The organism is Acinetobacter sp. ABJ_C4_1, from assembly GCF_044538495.1.
GTDB classification, from domain to species: Bacteria; Pseudomonadota; Gammaproteobacteria; order Pseudomonadales; family Moraxellaceae; genus Acinetobacter; species Acinetobacter nosocomialis_A.
In genome coordinates this window covers 61,669-78,546 of the sequence record NZ_JBIUCQ010000011.1, presented here as the reverse complement: position 1 = coordinate 78,546, position 16,878 = coordinate 61,669, and the positions used below count along the sequence as shown (strand labels likewise).

The 16,878-nt window shown below is 39.7% G+C and carries 15 protein-coding genes; 2 read left to right on the top strand and 13 right to left on the bottom strand.

Going from position 1 to position 16,878, the window contains the following annotated elements:
• Positions 1 to 12: 12 nt before the first annotated feature.
• The 13 genes from ACIF8R_RS13520 to ACIF8R_RS13460 form a co-directional block, all read right to left on the bottom strand.
• Entirely contained in the window at positions 13 to 1,620 is a 1,608-nt protein-coding gene (locus ACIF8R_RS13520) for a GMC family oxidoreductase (protein ID WP_396481289.1), read from the bottom strand.
• Positions 1,621 to 1,686: 66 nt separating this feature from the next.
• Entirely contained in the window at positions 1,687 to 2,904 is a 1,218-nt protein-coding gene (locus ACIF8R_RS13515) for a hypothetical protein (protein ID WP_396481357.1), read from the bottom strand.
• Positions 2,905 to 3,048: 144 nt separating this feature from the next.
• A complete protein-coding gene (tynA, locus tag ACIF8R_RS13510) occupies positions 3,049 to 5,364 on the bottom strand; it encodes a primary-amine oxidase (RefSeq protein WP_396481287.1) in 2,316 nt (771 codons plus the stop codon).
• A gap of 208 nt (positions 5,365 to 5,572) precedes the next feature.
• A complete protein-coding gene (gene feaR, locus ACIF8R_RS13505) occupies positions 5,573 to 6,487 on the bottom strand; it encodes a transcriptional regulator FeaR (protein ID WP_001077876.1) in 915 nt (304 codons plus the stop codon).
• A gap of 198 nt (positions 6,488 to 6,685) precedes the next feature.
• Positions 6,686 to 7,642, bottom strand: a complete 957-nt coding sequence (locus tag ACIF8R_RS13500; RefSeq protein ID WP_396481285.1) for a p-hydroxyphenylacetate 3-hydroxylase reductase component — start codon at positions 7,640 to 7,642, stop codon at positions 6,686 to 6,688.
• 45 nt (positions 7,643 to 7,687) lie between these two features.
• Positions 7,688 to 8,641, bottom strand: coding sequence for a PDR/VanB family oxidoreductase (locus tag ACIF8R_RS13495; protein WP_396481283.1), 954 nt, complete (start codon positions 8,639 to 8,641; stop codon positions 7,688 to 7,690).
• A 34-nt stretch (positions 8,642 to 8,675) separates the two neighbouring features.
• Entirely contained in the window at positions 8,676 to 9,413 is a 738-nt protein-coding gene (locus ACIF8R_RS13490) for an SDR family NAD(P)-dependent oxidoreductase (RefSeq protein ID WP_396481281.1), read from the bottom strand.
• Between the two features lie 10 nt (positions 9,414 to 9,423).
• Positions 9,424 to 9,909 carry an aromatic-ring-hydroxylating dioxygenase subunit beta gene (locus ACIF8R_RS13485; RefSeq protein ID WP_004701406.1) on the bottom strand — a complete coding sequence of 162 codons (486 nt, stop codon included), beginning with the start codon at positions 9,907 to 9,909 and terminating at the stop codon, positions 9,424 to 9,426.
• A gap of 10 nt (positions 9,910 to 9,919) precedes the next feature.
• Positions 9,920 to 11,197, bottom strand: a complete 1,278-nt coding sequence (locus ACIF8R_RS13480) for a Rieske 2Fe-2S domain-containing protein (protein WP_396481279.1) — start codon at positions 11,195 to 11,197, stop codon at positions 9,920 to 9,922.
• Between the two features lie 29 nt (positions 11,198 to 11,226).
• On the bottom strand, positions 11,227 to 11,760 hold the full coding sequence (locus ACIF8R_RS13475) for a nuclear transport factor 2 family protein (protein WP_396481277.1): 534 nt from the start codon (positions 11,758 to 11,760) through the stop codon (positions 11,227 to 11,229).
• Between the two features lie 4 nt (positions 11,761 to 11,764).
• Positions 11,765 to 12,124: a hypothetical protein gene (locus ACIF8R_RS13470; RefSeq protein WP_000387554.1), complete on the bottom strand. Its 360-nt coding sequence runs from the start codon at positions 12,122 to 12,124 to the stop codon at positions 11,765 to 11,767.
• Positions 12,125 to 12,149: 25 nt separating this feature from the next.
• Positions 12,150 to 13,298 (bottom strand): acyl-CoA dehydrogenase family protein, encoded by a 1,149-nt coding sequence (locus tag ACIF8R_RS13465; protein ID WP_077163447.1) that lies wholly within the window; start codon positions 13,296 to 13,298, stop codon positions 12,150 to 12,152.
• A gap of 36 nt (positions 13,299 to 13,334) precedes the next feature.
• Positions 13,335 to 14,444, bottom strand: coding sequence for an amidase (locus tag ACIF8R_RS13460; RefSeq protein WP_396481275.1), 1,110 nt, complete (start codon positions 14,442 to 14,444; stop codon positions 13,335 to 13,337).
• A 149-nt stretch (positions 14,445 to 14,593) separates the two neighbouring features.
• On the opposite strand from ACIF8R_RS13460, the gene ACIF8R_RS13455 reads away from it, so the two are divergent.
• Entirely contained in the window at positions 14,594 to 15,061 is a 468-nt protein-coding gene (locus tag ACIF8R_RS13455; RefSeq protein WP_000884019.1) for a MarR family winged helix-turn-helix transcriptional regulator, read from the top strand.
• 412 nt (positions 15,062 to 15,473) lie between these two features.
• Positions 15,474 to 16,823 (top strand): spinster family MFS transporter, encoded by a 1,350-nt coding sequence (locus ACIF8R_RS13450; protein WP_396481273.1) that lies wholly within the window; start codon positions 15,474 to 15,476, stop codon positions 16,821 to 16,823.
• Positions 16,824 to 16,878 lie beyond the last annotated feature (55 nt).

Here is a 16,878-nt window from a genome sequence, read left to right as displayed (position 1 = left end):
TTATGACAGCAACTACGCGACCTGATTCAAAATAAAGTCTGCACCGCGTTCACCAATCATGATTGCAATTGCATTGGTATTACCGCTTGGAACTTGTGGGCAAATAGAACAATCCACCACACGTAAGTTTTTAAAACCATGAACTTTAAGGGTCTGATCTATGACCGAATCTTGCGGGGCATTACCCATTTTGCAGCTACCTGCGGGGTGATAAACTGTTTTAATGTTCTGACGCATCCATTGATCAATCGCTTCAATATCATCAGGATCGATATTTGCAGGCTCAATCACTTCTTTGACAATCGCTTTCAATGCTGGTTGTTGTAATAGGCGAAGTCCTGCCTGTACGGCACGGATATTTGCGTCAATATCTTCTTGATGACCTAGATAATTAGGGTCAATGACAGGCAAATCTTTTGGATCTTTACTGCTTAAACGTAAAGTCCCTCGTGCTTTTGGCTGTACATGTCCGACTTTAATGGTAAGGCCATGTGCCTGAGCCGCTGCTTTTTCACCAGGAGTATTATCGAAATTATCCAGCACAGGTAAAAAATGAAATTGGACATCAGGTCGACCATTGTTATTGGTGTCAATAAAACCACCACCTTCTAGAATATTGGTGGTTAGCAATCCTGAACGTGTAAAACACCACTGTAAAAAGTGTCGTACAGCGGTTAAACCTTGGTCTTCACCGAGCAGACTATTATTGGTTGTTACAGTTGCATTAACCGACATATGCAAATGATCATGAAAATTTTCACCTACAGGTAAATCACGAATGCATTCTATTCCGAGTTCATCTAAATGCTGTTTTGGGCCAATTCCCGAAAGTAATAAAACCTTAGGACTACCAATTGCACCAGCACTCAGAATGACTTCTTTTTGAGCCTGTACCGTAATCGGTGATTTTCCCCCAACGCTATAAGTCACCCCAGTAACCTGATCACCTTGAGTTTCAATTTTATGGACTAAAGCATCAGTAATCACAGTAAGATATGGGTGGTTTTCGACTGACTTTAAATAAGTTTTTGAGGTACTCGCCCGAGAACCATTTTGAGTAGTAGTTTGATAAAACCCTACCCCCGCCTGATCCCAACCATTAATATCATTGACATAATTCATCCCCATTTGTTGACCTGCTTTAATACAAGCAAGTGTTAAAGGATGACGATAGCGGTTTTCACTGACAGGTAAAATGCCATCTTGTCCATGATATTCATCAGCAAGACTTTCATTTTTTTCTGCTTTCTTAAAAAAAGGCAGCACATGTTGATAAGACCAATGATTACATCCCCATTCCGAGGCCCATAAATCATAATCTTGACGCTGGCCTCGGCAATAGATCATTCCGTTGACCGAGCTTCCACCTCCTAATACTTTTCCTTGTGCAAGGATCATTTCACGATGATTACAATATTTCTGCGGAACAGTCATGTATTGCCATGATTTTTGCTGGAATACTTTAACTACCGTCGCAGGTATAGTATGAAACATACTGCTATCTCGGCTTCCTGCCTCTAGAACAAGAACACGCCCTGCCTTGGCTTCTAATAGTCTTGCTGCGACCACACAACCTGCTGAGCCAGCACCAATCACGATATAGTCATATTGTTGATTCATCTGATTTCATCCTAATTTTATTTCTATGAATGTACCGCCAATAAACACGGTCTCCTTCACTCTGATTTAATAGATGTATTGCAAAATTAACTGCGCATATACATTGGTCTTGTCATCGTAGTTTTGAGTACCGCCGCTATGGATATCGTGTTTTGGTTTATAGAGTCCCACTAAAGGAATAACATTGAATTTTTTATTAACCGACCAGACCGAGAAAACATCCAGCTCATGTCCGTCTACATTGGTTAAAGACTTATTTACTGTTTTGAACTTATAGGCCAAAGCACCCAAAATAAAATTTTCTTTCAAGTTCATCATGTAAGAAACTTGATGAATATCTGCATTTTTATTGAATGGACCTGCATAGTTTCCAGCAACTTCGCCCTGAAACCATGTACCAAAGCCGACTGTATTTCCATAAAACATAGGGTCGTATTGGTCTGAAAAATGACTAAAACGGTAGCCTAATGAGGGCGTATATTTTGAAGATAAAAAGTTATAGTTCAACGCTATGTAGCCAGCATTTTCGTGGCTATCTTTTTTATCTTGAACTACAAACTCAGTTTTAATTTGTAGTTCTGGTAAAGGCTGATAATTTAAACGTAAAGCATAATTTTTAAGATCTTCGCGCCCTGAAACGTGTTCAGCATCTTCAAGGTCTAATACATTTAAGTAAGTGAACCCAACGCCTTTATCTTTAAGCTGATACATCAGATCAGTCACAAACAGTTCAGGTGAAAATTGTGCTTTGTTATTTGATTTTAAATAAGCCAACTTTAGGGTTGTATTCTCTTGGGGTTTGTATTGAAGCAAACTTGTAAAATCAAAGCTTCGACGAGCTGCTAGATAATATGCCCCGCCTCGATCTAATGTGCCATCCGCAGGCGCTTTACCGAGGTTTAACGCATCACCCGCAATAAAGAACCCATCACCAATCATGATATTTTGTCGACCAATACTTAAATCATAGGTCGTTAATTCATCTTTATTGGTGCCATCTTTAAAACCAATGATCCATTCATTCACATCTGTTTTACGTTCTTTGCCATTACTATTTTGGCCGGCATCGCCATCACCAAATGTTGCCGAGCTAATACCGCTCAGGCTTGCATAGAGCTGATTGTTTTTAAAGGTGTATTGTCCTTTCGCTCCATATTTAAGATGACCTTCTTGCCAATTTATTCTTTCGTCATCTAGGTTTTCGCCGTTATAGCTTTTACCGCTACTAAAAGCCCCAAAAGTTGCTTCAAAAGTTGGCTTAATTTCAAGCTCACCAGCATGCACAGTTGAAAAAAATGAGACAAAGAGAGTCCCTCTCACAACCTGAGAAAATAAATTTTTCATTGAGAAATTCCTTTTTTGCGAACGGCCTAACCGTGCTCAGGTGTGGGTAACCGATTCGTTACCCACCCTAGATCATGCATCTGTTTAATGATGGTCGTGCTGCGTGCTTTGCTCGTCTTCACCCAAGTTTAAAGTCGGGGTGTTGTCAAAGAAGTTCCAAGGTTTGATTAGGGTATAAACCCATTCTGTCGGCATAATTGGCCATTCTTCAGCACGTGCCACATGGGTTGTGCCTGTTGTCATCCAGACCACAAGGTCTTTATTTTCAATATTTTCATTGTTGCCAATAAACTGTCCTAAGCCTGTGTCATGAGTTGAACGGTTTGAATATTTCCCTTCAGGATAACGTTCATCCGGATTGTACTGAGTCACCCAAATTTGCTTATCCATAAAGTTCAAACGTTTAAATAACCATTCATCTTTAGAAAAATTGGCACCCTTCGCCACAGGATGTGTTCCACCTGCAAATGGAATGAGTTGGTAAGAAACCGGATTGCCTAATTTATTTTCCTTGTTGAAATTCGTGAGTAAGCGGATGGTAGATGGATCAAATTTTTCAGCGGCATTTTGCTCATTGGTAATGACTTTACTGTCAATTTGCATTGAGCTTGTACGAACACCACCTTTGTCATTGGCTTTCACCACAGGGTCCATATGCATAAAGCTGTTATTTTCACCATCGACATCCATGTCTAAACGGAAGTTATAGATGTGCTGATGCGTTGTACCCACAATATTATGGTCAATTAAAGTTCCATATTTGGTGTCTTCTTTAGCTGTACTGTCATGCATGGTGCGTGATTTAACGCCTTTAACCGCCTCAATACCCGTTGCACCCGCATTAATTCCAATTACACCATTTTGAGCAAATACCCAGTCAAACATGTAATCGTAGTTTCCAACCGTACTAATCCAGCGCACAACAAGTTCACGGCGGGCTTCACTCGCATCTTGGTTACCAAAAATTTCGTGATGTTTATATTCAGGTCCTGCATAACGTTCAAACACGGCAATGGCATTTGGAATCACTTGTGGCTGGCCTTTATAATCTGCAATCACAGCATCAAGTAAAACAGCGTTGTCGGGTGCATCTGTTCCCGGAAGAATAGATGATGTGAGTGTACCCATACCATATTCGCCAGAGTCTAAATAAGATTTGAAGTACCAACCGATATCAGGGTCTCCGTATGGAACTACCATTCCACCCAAGTTCCCTTCATACATGACTTTACGCTTAACGCCTTTATCTTTATAAGTCACGGTTGAAAGCTGCAAGCCAACACGAGAATCTAAGGCCACATGCAAACACCAGTTCCCCCAATGTATGGTTTGGCCAGTAATGCTAAAGTTTTTGCCCTCAGGCTCAGTAATATTAAGTGGTTTTAGCTTACTTGCTACTGGCTTATTCGACATATAAGGTCGATTTGCCATTGGCACAGGAATGATCGCACCTTCTTCAATCTTGATAATTTTTTCTTTATCTAAATCGACTACAGCAACTAAATTTTCAATTGGATGCGCCCAATAATTACCATCGCCTACATCGAGGTAAGCGACGACTTTTAATATATTGAGTTGTTTGTCCAGACCATCTTTACCGCCAAAATATCCAACAGTTAGCGGTGTAGCAATCACTTTCTTCACATCACTAATGCCACGTTTGCGTAACGCGTCTTGATATTCTTTACTCGTTTCAATTACACGTTGTACGGCTTCAAAATTATCGAGCAACACCATTCCATGAGTGTCTTTAAGTACATTCCATTTGGTGACTTGTTGAGTGTTAAGGTTAACTTCACCTTCAATCGCTTGACTCCCCTTTAACAAAATAAATGAGGCAATACGATCTTCTTTAAATTCTTTGTGATTAATAAAGTAATCCCAAACTTTTGCTTTTTCAGGTTCTTTAAGCTTTAACTCGGCAAAACGCATATTTTTATAGGCGTATTTCGAGCGGTTAATCACATCAAACGTCTTTTTGATTTCATCAGAATTTAAGCTATTGAGCGGGTGAAACGTATTTTCAACTTTAAAAGTTTGATCTAACCCAGACTGGAATACTTCATTAAAAAAATCTTTTCCAATAACAGGCTTACCATCCTTAATTAATAAAGGCACACTGAGCTTAAAAGGTTTTCCGTTCACCAAAACCTGATCTGAATGAGGTTTAGCTCGAACCACCATAGAGCCTTTGGTGATCATATAAGTATTAGTAAAATCATCTTTGACAACTTTAGCCCCTTGCTCACTCATGTTTTGATAAAGTGAGACCATTTCGGCATGTCCACCATGAGCAAACGCTTGAGTATTGAGTCCCCAAAAGCTTGCAGCGATTGATAAGTTAAGTGCCAGTATTTTTTGTATGTCATTCAATAATCGTTGTTTACGCATTGGTTTCATCCTTTTCATCTATCCCTGAACTATCTGAATCAGACAGTTAAAATGCACTTCCTGTGAGTGAAATTCATTAGACTAACTTAATAGTTTTATGGTTATTAAGCTTATCTAACCTGCTCTAATGAATTTAATTTCAACACAGTTACATAGGGCTAGCTTGTTCAAGAATGACGTCGAATTTGTCTAAAAATGACATTGAGAGATGAAAGATTTAAACCGACATACCCTCTCTAAATTCTTTAGGAGAAATACCATAAGTCTTTTTAAAGATTTTTGAGAAATGAGCGCCATCCCAAAAACCCCACTTCAAGGCAATTTGGGTAATCGAGCTTTGTTTGTTCTTTTTATCAAGCAAATCCGCTTTGACTTTTTCTAGGCGTTTGAGCTGTATGTATTTGTTAATAGATAGGTTTTCTTGAAGAAATAAACGGTAAAGATGACGCAGCGACACCCCAATATGCTCTGCAATTAATTTAGGGGTTAAGTCAGGTTTTGCTAAGTTTTCTATAATATAACGCTCAGCTTTTTCCATTAGATTATTTGAGCTATTAATATTTTTATAATTAATTGTCGGTTTGATTAAAGCAATTAAAGCATCTTCAAAAGCATTACCATCTTCAGTTGCATACCAAAGTTTGATGTTTTCAGCAGACATGTTTTTCAAAATATTTTTGAGTAAAAAACCACTCATATTTTGCGTAATCAGTTTTCCAAAATATTCGGTACTAATATTTTCTTTAAGTAATTTTTCACGCGACAGATGAACTGAAATCTGGCTTACTAATCCTTGCGGATACATCGAAATGGTTTCGACTGGGTCGACCAACACAATATCGCCTTCGTTTAGGCTGAGAGTCTCATTTTTATATTCGAGCAGCATTTTTCCCGAATACTGCAAAATCAAAAAACAAAAACGATTATTCACTCGATCGATTTCATCGGCTTTTCGGACAATTTTATTTGCATTGTTTTTGATAAAAGCAATTTCGGTATCACCCAATAAAAAGCACTGAACTTCACCAATGAATAAATTACGAGTTCCGTCAAAATCGGTTTCAAAATTGCCGCACACACTTTTAATATGGTGCGTCCATGTGAGTAATGCATCACTTACATATTGGTTCATCCCTTACCTCTCTATACATGTGCAACCGCTCAAAATTTTGCGTTTGTGGTGGTGCACTGTCTTGGCTTATTTGCAATCTTGTTTTATTGATAAACAAATTGTGTGCCAAAAATTCCTTATCCTTGGAATTGTTTTGATGATAGTCAGCTAGATGTGAAGAAGCTGATAAATCAATTCAATTTATCAGCTTAATGGGACTTATACTACTCCTGCAAAATCTCGCAGCATGGTAATAAAAATATCCTTTTGTTCCTCAGAATACTTTTTAAATACTTCGTTTTGGTGGCTATCGGCAATATCAAACAAATACTGTGCTGTTTGTTTACCCTTTTCCGTCAGTGCGTATAAATTATCATGATCAACCAATAACCCTTCAAATTTTAGAATTTCAGCTGATCTTTCAACTTCTTGCATTGGCATAGCAATATCACGCGGTAAATCTTCCTTACTTGAAGCAGTACCACTGGCCAAAACGAGTAAAAGACGTGATTCACTGGTCCGGAAACCAGAAGCCATTTGCTTAGGAATATAGTCGGTTTGATAAGCTTTAAAAGCACGGCTCATTAAGTAGCAGACATTATTATATAAGTGCCCATAATGTGTTTGGTCTACGCCGTTCTCTTCAGTTTGCTTAACTTGAAGGCTCTGATGCGGCATGACACAAGAATATGCGCCTTGATGGTAAACCAGCGGGCTTCGGCCTTGGTCATGGAAACGAACGACTTTACCAACAATAATCCAGTGGTCACCACCTTCTATCACTTGATAACGTTCGCACTCAAACACCGCAGAACAATTTTCTAAAATGGGTGCACGTCCTGCACCGAGTTGAAAATTGGTGTCTGCAAATTTATCAATATTGCGTCTTGAAAACTTATTAGACAGCTCAATTTGCGTTCCTGATAAAATATTGACTGCAAAATGTGTCGCTTCTTCAAATACTGAAAAACTTGAAGATTTTTTATCAATGCTCCACAAAATAAGTGGTGGGTCAAGCGATACCGAGTTAAAACTATTTGCGGTTACACCGACTTTCTCACCTTGTGCATTTTGTGCAGTAACAATGGTAACGCCTGTTGCAAAATTTCCTAATGCTCGTCGGAACTGTAGTGGATCGACCGTAAACTCATCTATTTGTTGTAATACATTCATCATCTTTCTCCTAAACCTTCTCTTACATCCATATAAATCGCGAGAGCATTAGATATCTAAAACTAATCTCGGTGTTTTAGAGCGCGAACAGCACACCAATATTTGTTCATTGCTGGCTTTTTCTTCATCAGTAAAATAAACATCTCGATGATCAGGTTCGCCTTCAATTACATCACACATACAGGTTCCGCATACGCCTTGCTCGCAAGACATTTCAATGTCGATGCCTTCTTTAGCTAAAGCCTGCAAAATGGTTTCGCCAGCTTCAACCATAATGATTTTTCCGCTACGCTCAGCCACTACCTCAAATGAATCTCCAGAAGTATCAGTTTCAACTTGGAAATATTCTTTGTGAATTTGCTGCTCAGGAAAATCGTGAGTCGTGGCAAGGTTAATCACCCAGTCCATGAAACCGACTGGACCACACGTGTAAATATGGCTTTCCGAGTCAATATTTTTAATGGCAGATTCAAAAAATGCTCGGTGGCTTGCACCTTCGGATTTAAAATGGAAGGTTGTGTATTTTGCTAACTCACCATTTTTAATTTCATCAACAAAAGCACAGTTTTCAGGGCTAGCCCCACAGTAGTGAAGCTCAAATGATTCACCTTCATGTGCAAGTTGATACGCCATCGTGATTAACGGCGTAATTCCAATTCCACCGCCAATCAATACGCTGTGTTTAGCTTTTAAAAGTGGAAATAAATTTTTTGGCTCGCTCACCTGAATTTGCATGCCATCTTTAATTTCATCAAAAGCCGAGACTGAGCCACCTCGTGATTCAGGGTCACGTAAAATTCCAAGGCGGAACTTACCTTCGTCATTTGGATTTTGACAAAGTGAATATTGGCGTACCATGCCATTCGGTAAGTGCACATCAATATGCGCACCCGCTTCAACTTTTGGCAATGTTGCAGAAGTTGCAGATTCAAATTCCATGACTGCAATATTTCCACCTTCCACATGGCGATTTTTAACGACAACATCATAAAGTGTAGTCATGATTTAACTCCCTTTTCATGGTTAAGCAATTGGCTTAACGCATGAATAAACCACCGTTAATATCCCATGTTGCACCAGTCACAAACCCCGCATTTGGACTCGCAAGCAACCCACAAGTTTCAGCAATGAAATGCATACTACCTAAGGCTTTAACTGGAATATTTTGGATGAACTGTTCCATTTTTTCGTCTGGCACCACGCTATGAACGATTGGAGATTCCATTGGTCCCGGTGCAACTGCATTGACCGTTACCCCTTTTGCCGCAAACTCTTTGGCAAAAATTTTGGTTAACGTCACAATCGCACCTTTGGTTGCCGCATAGTGTGCACCTGTTGCAGTACCACCGTTTTGTCCTGCTAACGACGCCATATTAATGATACGTCCATAGCCTTTTTTAGCCATATATTGGCCAATAATTTGGCAAGCCTGAAAGGTGCCGCGTTGGTTGACTTGGGTCACCCAATCAAACTCAGCTGCGGTAATTTCTAATACTGGCGTTGCTTTGGTGACGGTGGCATTGTTAATCAACACATCAAGTTTAGAAAATTTCTCTTCAATCCATTGCACCGCTGCATGAAAATCTACTTCAACCGAAATATCCAGCTTTAAAGGAAACATATTTTGTGCATATTGACTTTGTGCCTTGGCATTTTCGGCTTTTTCAAGTGTACTGGCTGACAAAATCACTTGATGGCCTTGGCTCGCAAAATATTCAGCAATGACATTACCGAGTCCAGAAGCAGCACCTGTCACTAAAACAACCTGTTTCATGTTACCGCTCCTAAAGAATGTAGCTAATACCAGCTAAGGTATCGGTAGAATTAACCAAGTTAATGATTTTACGGTTAATCTTAAAGCCTGTAGCCGCATCACGGGTTAGATGGTATGTAATATCGGCCGTGTAATGCTTGAGGTTTTCTTTACGAAATTCACGTAAGTTTTGAGCACAACGTAAAACGATTTCATCATCCTGATCTTGAATCACTCGTACACGAGAAATGCTACGCACAGTATTGGCTTTAGGTGCTGTAGAAATCGCTTCACCATTTTCCAGACGCTCTACACGTAAAGTACGCATATGATTATCGTCATAGGCATAATTTAAGTTGTTTTCGTAGTCAGTGAGATTTGGGTCAATCGGAATGATATAAACCCCTTTTTCATTCCATAAATTAAGCCATTCACGATATTCACTGTGGTCTAACATATCTGCTTCGGCCCAGATGAAAGCAGTGACTTCATTTAATAATTGTAGATTCATATTCATTGCTCTCTCCTTAAGCCGTCATCATCTTTTTCCACTGCTGATATGCTGCACGCATACCTGTTTCAGCACTGACATCACTTTTTAAGCCATCTTCAGTTTTGACTTCGCCCGGCAAACCGCGGTTCAACATGATCCATAAATCATTACCCGCATTGGCGCCGTGTTGTACGCGTTCCCAAGCTTCTGAGTCATCTGGCGTACCAAAACCAAATGGGCCTTGGAAATGTTCATGCAAACGTAGGCGATATTGGTTGGCAATTTGCGGGCCACCGTCCATGGTAATTACCGAGTGATGAATTTCTGTTTCAGCAACTGAAATTGGCTGCAACACACGGAAGAACGCCATCGAACATGCAATATTCGGGAATAAATTTAAGTTAAAGCCAGAACCACCGACGGCACGAACAATACGGCGTACCTCTAATTCTTCATGTCCTTCGTCGCGCAAAGCTTGAGCCAAGTCTTCAAAACGCTCTTGAATTGGACGCTCCATGAGTTCTTCGTCTAAATCGACAAGATCAGGAATCATCACCATCACACTGTGACCGTTTCCTAAGTCTTCAACAAAACCCGGTTGATTTTCGAAGTTAAAGAGTTCTTCGGTTTTTTCATCGACAGAACTTAAGAATGACTTGTGTACCAACGGGAAGTGATATGCATCAGTAGTATTTTCAAGCTGGATTTTCCAGTTACCCGGAAAACGGAAACGGTGTTCACCTAACACTTTAATTGGATAACCTGCACCTTGTTTCATAAACAGGTCAATCCATTTTTTTGCTGGCCCAAGGAACTCTTCAAGCGGTTGAATATCTTCTTTAAATGAAGCGAAGATCATGCCGTTATATTCTTCTACACGTAGACTCACCAGTGGTAATTCAGACTTATCTAAACAATCACCGTAACTTTCCGGAGATGGCACACCACGTAAACTACCATCAAGTGCATAACTCCAACCGTGATATGGGCATACAAAACTATTGGTTTTTCCTTTTTTATGTTCACATACGGTTGCTGCACGGTGACGGCAACGGTTTAAAAGTACATGGACTTTCTTTTTACGGTCCCGCACCGCTACAACTGGTTGTTTACCAATGTTAATAGTTTTATAGCTTCCACCTTCTGGAATTTCACTCGCATGTGCAACCCACACCCAAGTGCTATAAAAGATTTTTTCCATTTCTTCATCAAAAATGCGTTCATCTTTATAAAGAGAAGTATGGGCACGGTCACTTTGAACCAAAGTATCGTAATCAGTGCCAATGTTATGCGTCGGGATAATACTGTTCATATCAATAGTCCTTTTAAATATGTCCTGGGTCAATCCTGGGAAGGTACTGGCAACTCGGCTTCACTGTGCCAATGCGATACGGGACGACTGAAAATATTCTGTGTTTGGAAATGTTTAATTTTCCATGTTCCATCTGCTTGCTTTTGAAACTTCACGTTGAGCTTTGCTGCATTTAAATGACTACGGCCATCTTTAAACGTTGAAGTTTGCAACATTAGCCATGAAGCATTTGCATCATTTTGATTTACATAAATTTGTTCTGAATTTACAAAGTGTGCATTCATAACAAAGTGAGATTCTTTTTGGGTATAACTTTTAAACATGTCGTAAATCGACTGCCAAGAATCATAACGGCCAAAGGATTTGGCATATTTCTCGCCAACACCTTCCCAAATACAGTCTTGATCAAAAAGATTCATCAGCTCGTCAAGGTCTGTATTTGCATTGAGCTCGTCGCAGATTTCCATATAACGGTTCAAACAATTACGAATGGCGTTGTGCGCTTCTAACTGTTCTAGTCGCTCTATGATTTCTGCAAAATTCACTTTGTCATTCATTGCCATCGCCTTAACGTTGGATAATCAATTCACGCCCAACACGAGCTTCAACTTTGCAATATTTCCAAAGTTTGTATGGACCTTCACCCACTACCGTCGTTCTAAACAAATTACAAGCTGCATGTACTGTTTCAATATCTGGAACATCTGCAAGCAAGTACGTGGTCCAAGGCCAGCCAGCACTTGGGCCAACCATGCTTTGGTCATCATCAAGATTTCCAAAAACATGTACGCCTGGTAAGTCATGAATGCCATTCCACATTTCACCAAATGCTGCCCAAACCGCTTTTGCTTCAGCTGGCTCTGCGTCAAAAAAGTTTTGGTTAATGCCCATGCAGAACAAAACGCGTAATGATTTTTTAGCTTCCATCTCAATATCCTTTTAAAAATTAAACTTATAAATAACCTGGGGTTGGCTTTAACCCGAAACTGATTGAGCCTGCATTTTGTAAAGTCGCATCACCCATAAAGGCATGCTGGGTCACCACGTTGGTGTCATTCACAAAACGGCTAAATGGATTGTTGGTATAGATTGCTGTCATGCCCGCGAGCATTTGCATTTTTCGGGTCACTTTGGCGCAAACTCGAGCCGCATGAGTACATGCCAGACGCATATCGCTAATTTGTTCAGCAGTTGCTTCACGACCAGCAATAATTTCATTCCAGACAATATCCATGGTTTGATAAAACCAAGACTTTGCCGCCTGAAACTCAGCATCAGCTTGAGCGAACTCATATTGAGTCACTGGGCGGTTGGCAATTTCTGACCCGCCTGTAATCGATGCTTTACCCGGTGCTAATTTTTCAAATTCTTCTAATGCGGCAGCTGCAACCCCAATACCCACCACGGTTAATACTTGAGTCGCTAAAGACAGGGACGGATATTTAAAAAATGGCTCGCTGAGTTTCGAAGGCTCACCACGTACAAAGGTCCATTTCTTTTCGACCAATACATCTTCAACGACTAAGTCATGGCTTCCTGTACCTTTTAGGCCAACGGTGTCCCAAGTCATTTCGATTTTGGCTTTTTTGGCAGGCATCACTGCCATGCGTGGTAAGCCTTGCATTTCATTATTTTTAAGGGGTGAAATCCCCACGCCAACAATGTCAGCACCCATACAGCCGCTGGAAAATTTCCAACGTCCACGAACTACTACACCTTCATCCGTAATCTCAGCTGGTTGCGGTGGGAAAATACCTCCGGCAAACACTACATCTGGCCCGTTTTGGTACAATTCTTTAAGCGTTTCTTCTGGCAAACTTCCTAAATACGCAGGGCTCATACCGAAACTTGCCACCCAACCGACTGAACCATCAGCTTTAGATAACGTTTCGATCAATTCACAAAACTGTCGTGGTGAACATTCGTCACCGCCAAAACGTTTCGGAACCAAAGCACGGTAAACACCGATTTGCTTAAGCTTTTCAATAACGTCTTGGCTCACATATGCCTGATTATCAAATTCACCTGTACAGGCACGTTCACGAATTTCTTGGCACAAAGCATCTAAGTCAACTGCTTTGTCTTGAGAAGCAAACTCCATTTTAGACAACTTATTCATCATCTAACTCCTTGTAATTTATTGCATTGCATCAACACAAAATTTAGCTATAGCGCATAATTGCTCATCTTTTTGATGCTTCGATACGATCTGTAAGCCCACTGGTAAACCTTTACTGGTTTCAAGTGGCACTGAAATAGCTGGATGTCCTGATAAATTAAATGGTCGAACTAAACCGGTAAGATTCAAAAAAGCGACCGTGTTTTCAGCTTCAGAAACTTTTGGTGGAATTTGCGGAAGTGTCGGTAGAACCAATGCATCATATTTGTCTAATAAGGCATCGAGTTCCTTTGTCAGCTGCGCTTTCACAACTTCTGCTTGCTTTACTTGCTCTAAAGTGGTGTGGGCTGCTTTTAATAAACGATTATTTACATCAGAACCAATTAAGCCTGTTTGGGTTAACTCACCAAAAGCTTGCCAGTTTTCATAGTTAATAATCTGCATGCCTGCATCATAAGCTGCTTCAAAATGTTCAACTTTTTCTAAAACGGTCTCTAAATTTGCTTTTTGAAGTGCTTGATATATACAGTTCCAAACAACCTCATCTGCTTTGACATCGAGCACTGCAAGTTTTGGTGTAAGAGTGCATTCAGCCGGCTTAAAAGTTGGATCAATAATTTGCATGGCTTTTTCAATCATTTCGACTGAATTTGCAAAAGGACCAACGCAATCTAAAGAACTTGACGGCGGGTATACGCCTTCGCGACTTACCCGACCGAAAGTCGGTTTTAAACCATAAACTCCACAGCATGCAGCGGGCATACGGATAGAGCCACCGGTGTCTGTCCCTAAAGTAAAGTCAGCTTGTTTAGCTGCAACTGCTGCGGCTGAACCACTTGAAGAGCCGCCCGGAATAAGTTCAGGATATTTAGGGTTAATAGGTGTACCAAAAGCGTGGTTAATGCCTGTAATTCCAAAAGCCAATTCGTGCAAATTTGTCTTGCCAATAATTTCGCAATCAGCTTTTAAGATGTTTTTAACTACCTCAGCATCATCATGTGCGGGTTCGACTTCTAATAAAGCTCTACTGCCAGCAATGGTTTTTAGACCTTGAATATCTATAGTGTCCTTCACCATCACCTTAAGTTTGCCGTTTCCTTTTTGCACACTTTGGCTAATAATATTCATTCACTTTTCCATGTATTTTTATCCATTAATTAAAATATCAGAAAATTTAATGGAATTGTCAAGTAATTTTTCTAATGTGTGTTCAAGGAAATATGCAAAATTTTGTTTATAATAGAATTACCCTTTTTTTACTAAGTTATTGCTTAGCTATGCTTGATCATTTAGAACAATTTCTTCCCAATAAAGAACCGTCGAGTATTCAAAACTTCCCCTTTTTCTGGATTTCCCAAGTTAATGGTAAATATTCACAACTTATTGAAAAATCTATAAAAAAACTTGGAATTGATAATACTCGCCGCAAAATTATTTTAAGTACCAATGCGCTTGGGGAAGCCAGTATCACTGACATTGCCAATCTTTCTACTTTAAAACTCACAACAGCAACAAAGGCTGTATATCGTTTGGTAGAAGATGGCATTGTGGAAGTCTACTCTTCTACCGCTGATGAACGGATTTCGATGGTGAAATTAACGGCCAAAGGTGTTGAGCTTGTTGAGCAGATTAACCAAATTAGTGTGGTTACCTTAGCGGGGATCCTCAATGCTTTTTCAGAAGATGAACTGCATAATCTAAATCATCAGTTAAAAAAATTATTTGATCTCATGCCATCAAGTTAATTATTTCCATCGACATTAAATTAACTGGGCTCTAGAGCAGTTAAAGCTAGTCTTTCTTTAGCTGCTCACTATAAAAAATCTGCCACAAATAATAAAATTTATTAAATTCAAATACTTAAAACAATTAAACCCTCCCGGCAGCTCACTTAACATACTTTTTAGGTATCTAAACATACTCAACAAGTAATGGAATTTTACATATAAAAAGAAAATAATAATTCAATAATCTAGTCAGCATTACTATTTCCGTTTGTGTTAAGTCACCTTCTTCAAGGCCCCTTACCAAACCAAATTCAATCATTTCTAGCCGTTTCATTATTCATTTCAAATGGGGACGTATCAAAAATTTTGAGGATGAATAGAAGCTAGAGATCAATTTCTTTAAAGCGTTTTATACATAAGGATTAAGTGTATGAACCAAAGTAATATCGCTGTTGAAAGGATACAAAAGAAAACCAATGCATATGCATGGTATGTGGTCATACTTTGTATGTTGGCCTATATTTTTTCATTTATTGACCGTCAAATTCTGGCGTTGATGATTGAACCCATCAAAGCAGACCTTCAACTTTCAGATACTCAATTTAGCTTGTTACATGGCCTTGCCTTTTCACTATTCTACGCTGTGATGGGCTTACCATTAGCCTATATTGCCGACCGTTTTTCCCGACCAAAACTGATTTCAATCGGGATTATTGTCTGGAGCTTAGCAACAGCAACTTGCGGTTTAAGTAAAAACTTTATTCAACTATTCCTAAGCCGTATGGCTGTGGGCGTTGGTGAAGCAGCTTTATCTCCTGCGGCCTATTCAATGTTTAGTGACATGTTTAGCAAAGACAAACTAGGCCGCGCGGTCGGGATCTATTCAATTGGTGCTTTTTTAGGTGGAGGTATCGCCTTTTTAGTTGGCGGTTATGTGATTAACCTGCTTAAAGGCGTGACACTCATTGAAGTTCCTTTATTAGGTGCACTCAAGGCATGGCAAATTGCCTTTTTAGTGGTGGGGTTGCCCGGCATTATTATTGGTTTGCTATTTATTTTGACAGTTAAGGATCCTGCACGTAAAGGACAGCAGCTCAACCAAAGCGGACAAGTTGACCAAGTTAAATTCACGCAGTGCCTTCAGTTTATCAAGAAACATGCAAAAACTTTTGCTTGTCACTATTTAGGTTTTACCTTTTATGCAATGGCACTCTATAGCCTAACTAGCTGGACACCTGCATTTTATATTCGTAAGTTTCAACTCGCGCCGACTGAAACAGGCTATATGCTCGGCACTATATTGCTAGTTGCAAATACTTTAGGCGTGTTTTGTGCTGGATGGCTAAACGACTGGTTTATTAAAAAAGGACGCCAAGATGCACCGATGTTCACGGGTGTGATTGGTATTGTTGGCCTGATTATTCCAATTGCATTTTTTACCCAAACAGATCAACTCTGGCTTTCAGTTAGCTTACTGATTCCTGCAATGTTCTTTGCATCTTTCCCTTTAGTGATTTCAGCAACTGCTTTGCAGATGTTAGCACCTAACCAATTTAGAGCACGTCTTTCTGCCCTATTCCTTTTGGTGAGCAACTTAATTGGACTCGGTATTGGTACAACATTGGTAGCAATTATTACAGATAAAGTTTTTGGTAGTCCGTTAATGGTGGGTTCTTCTTTATCTATTGTGGGTGGTCTGTCGTGTGTACTGGCCCTAATTCTGCTTTTTAAAGGCTGCAAATTCTTTAGTGAAAGTATGAAGCTTGAAAAATTAAATTAATAGGTCTCACCAATTGCAAAAATGTACTCTCTAATTAAACGCTTAGAGAGTACCG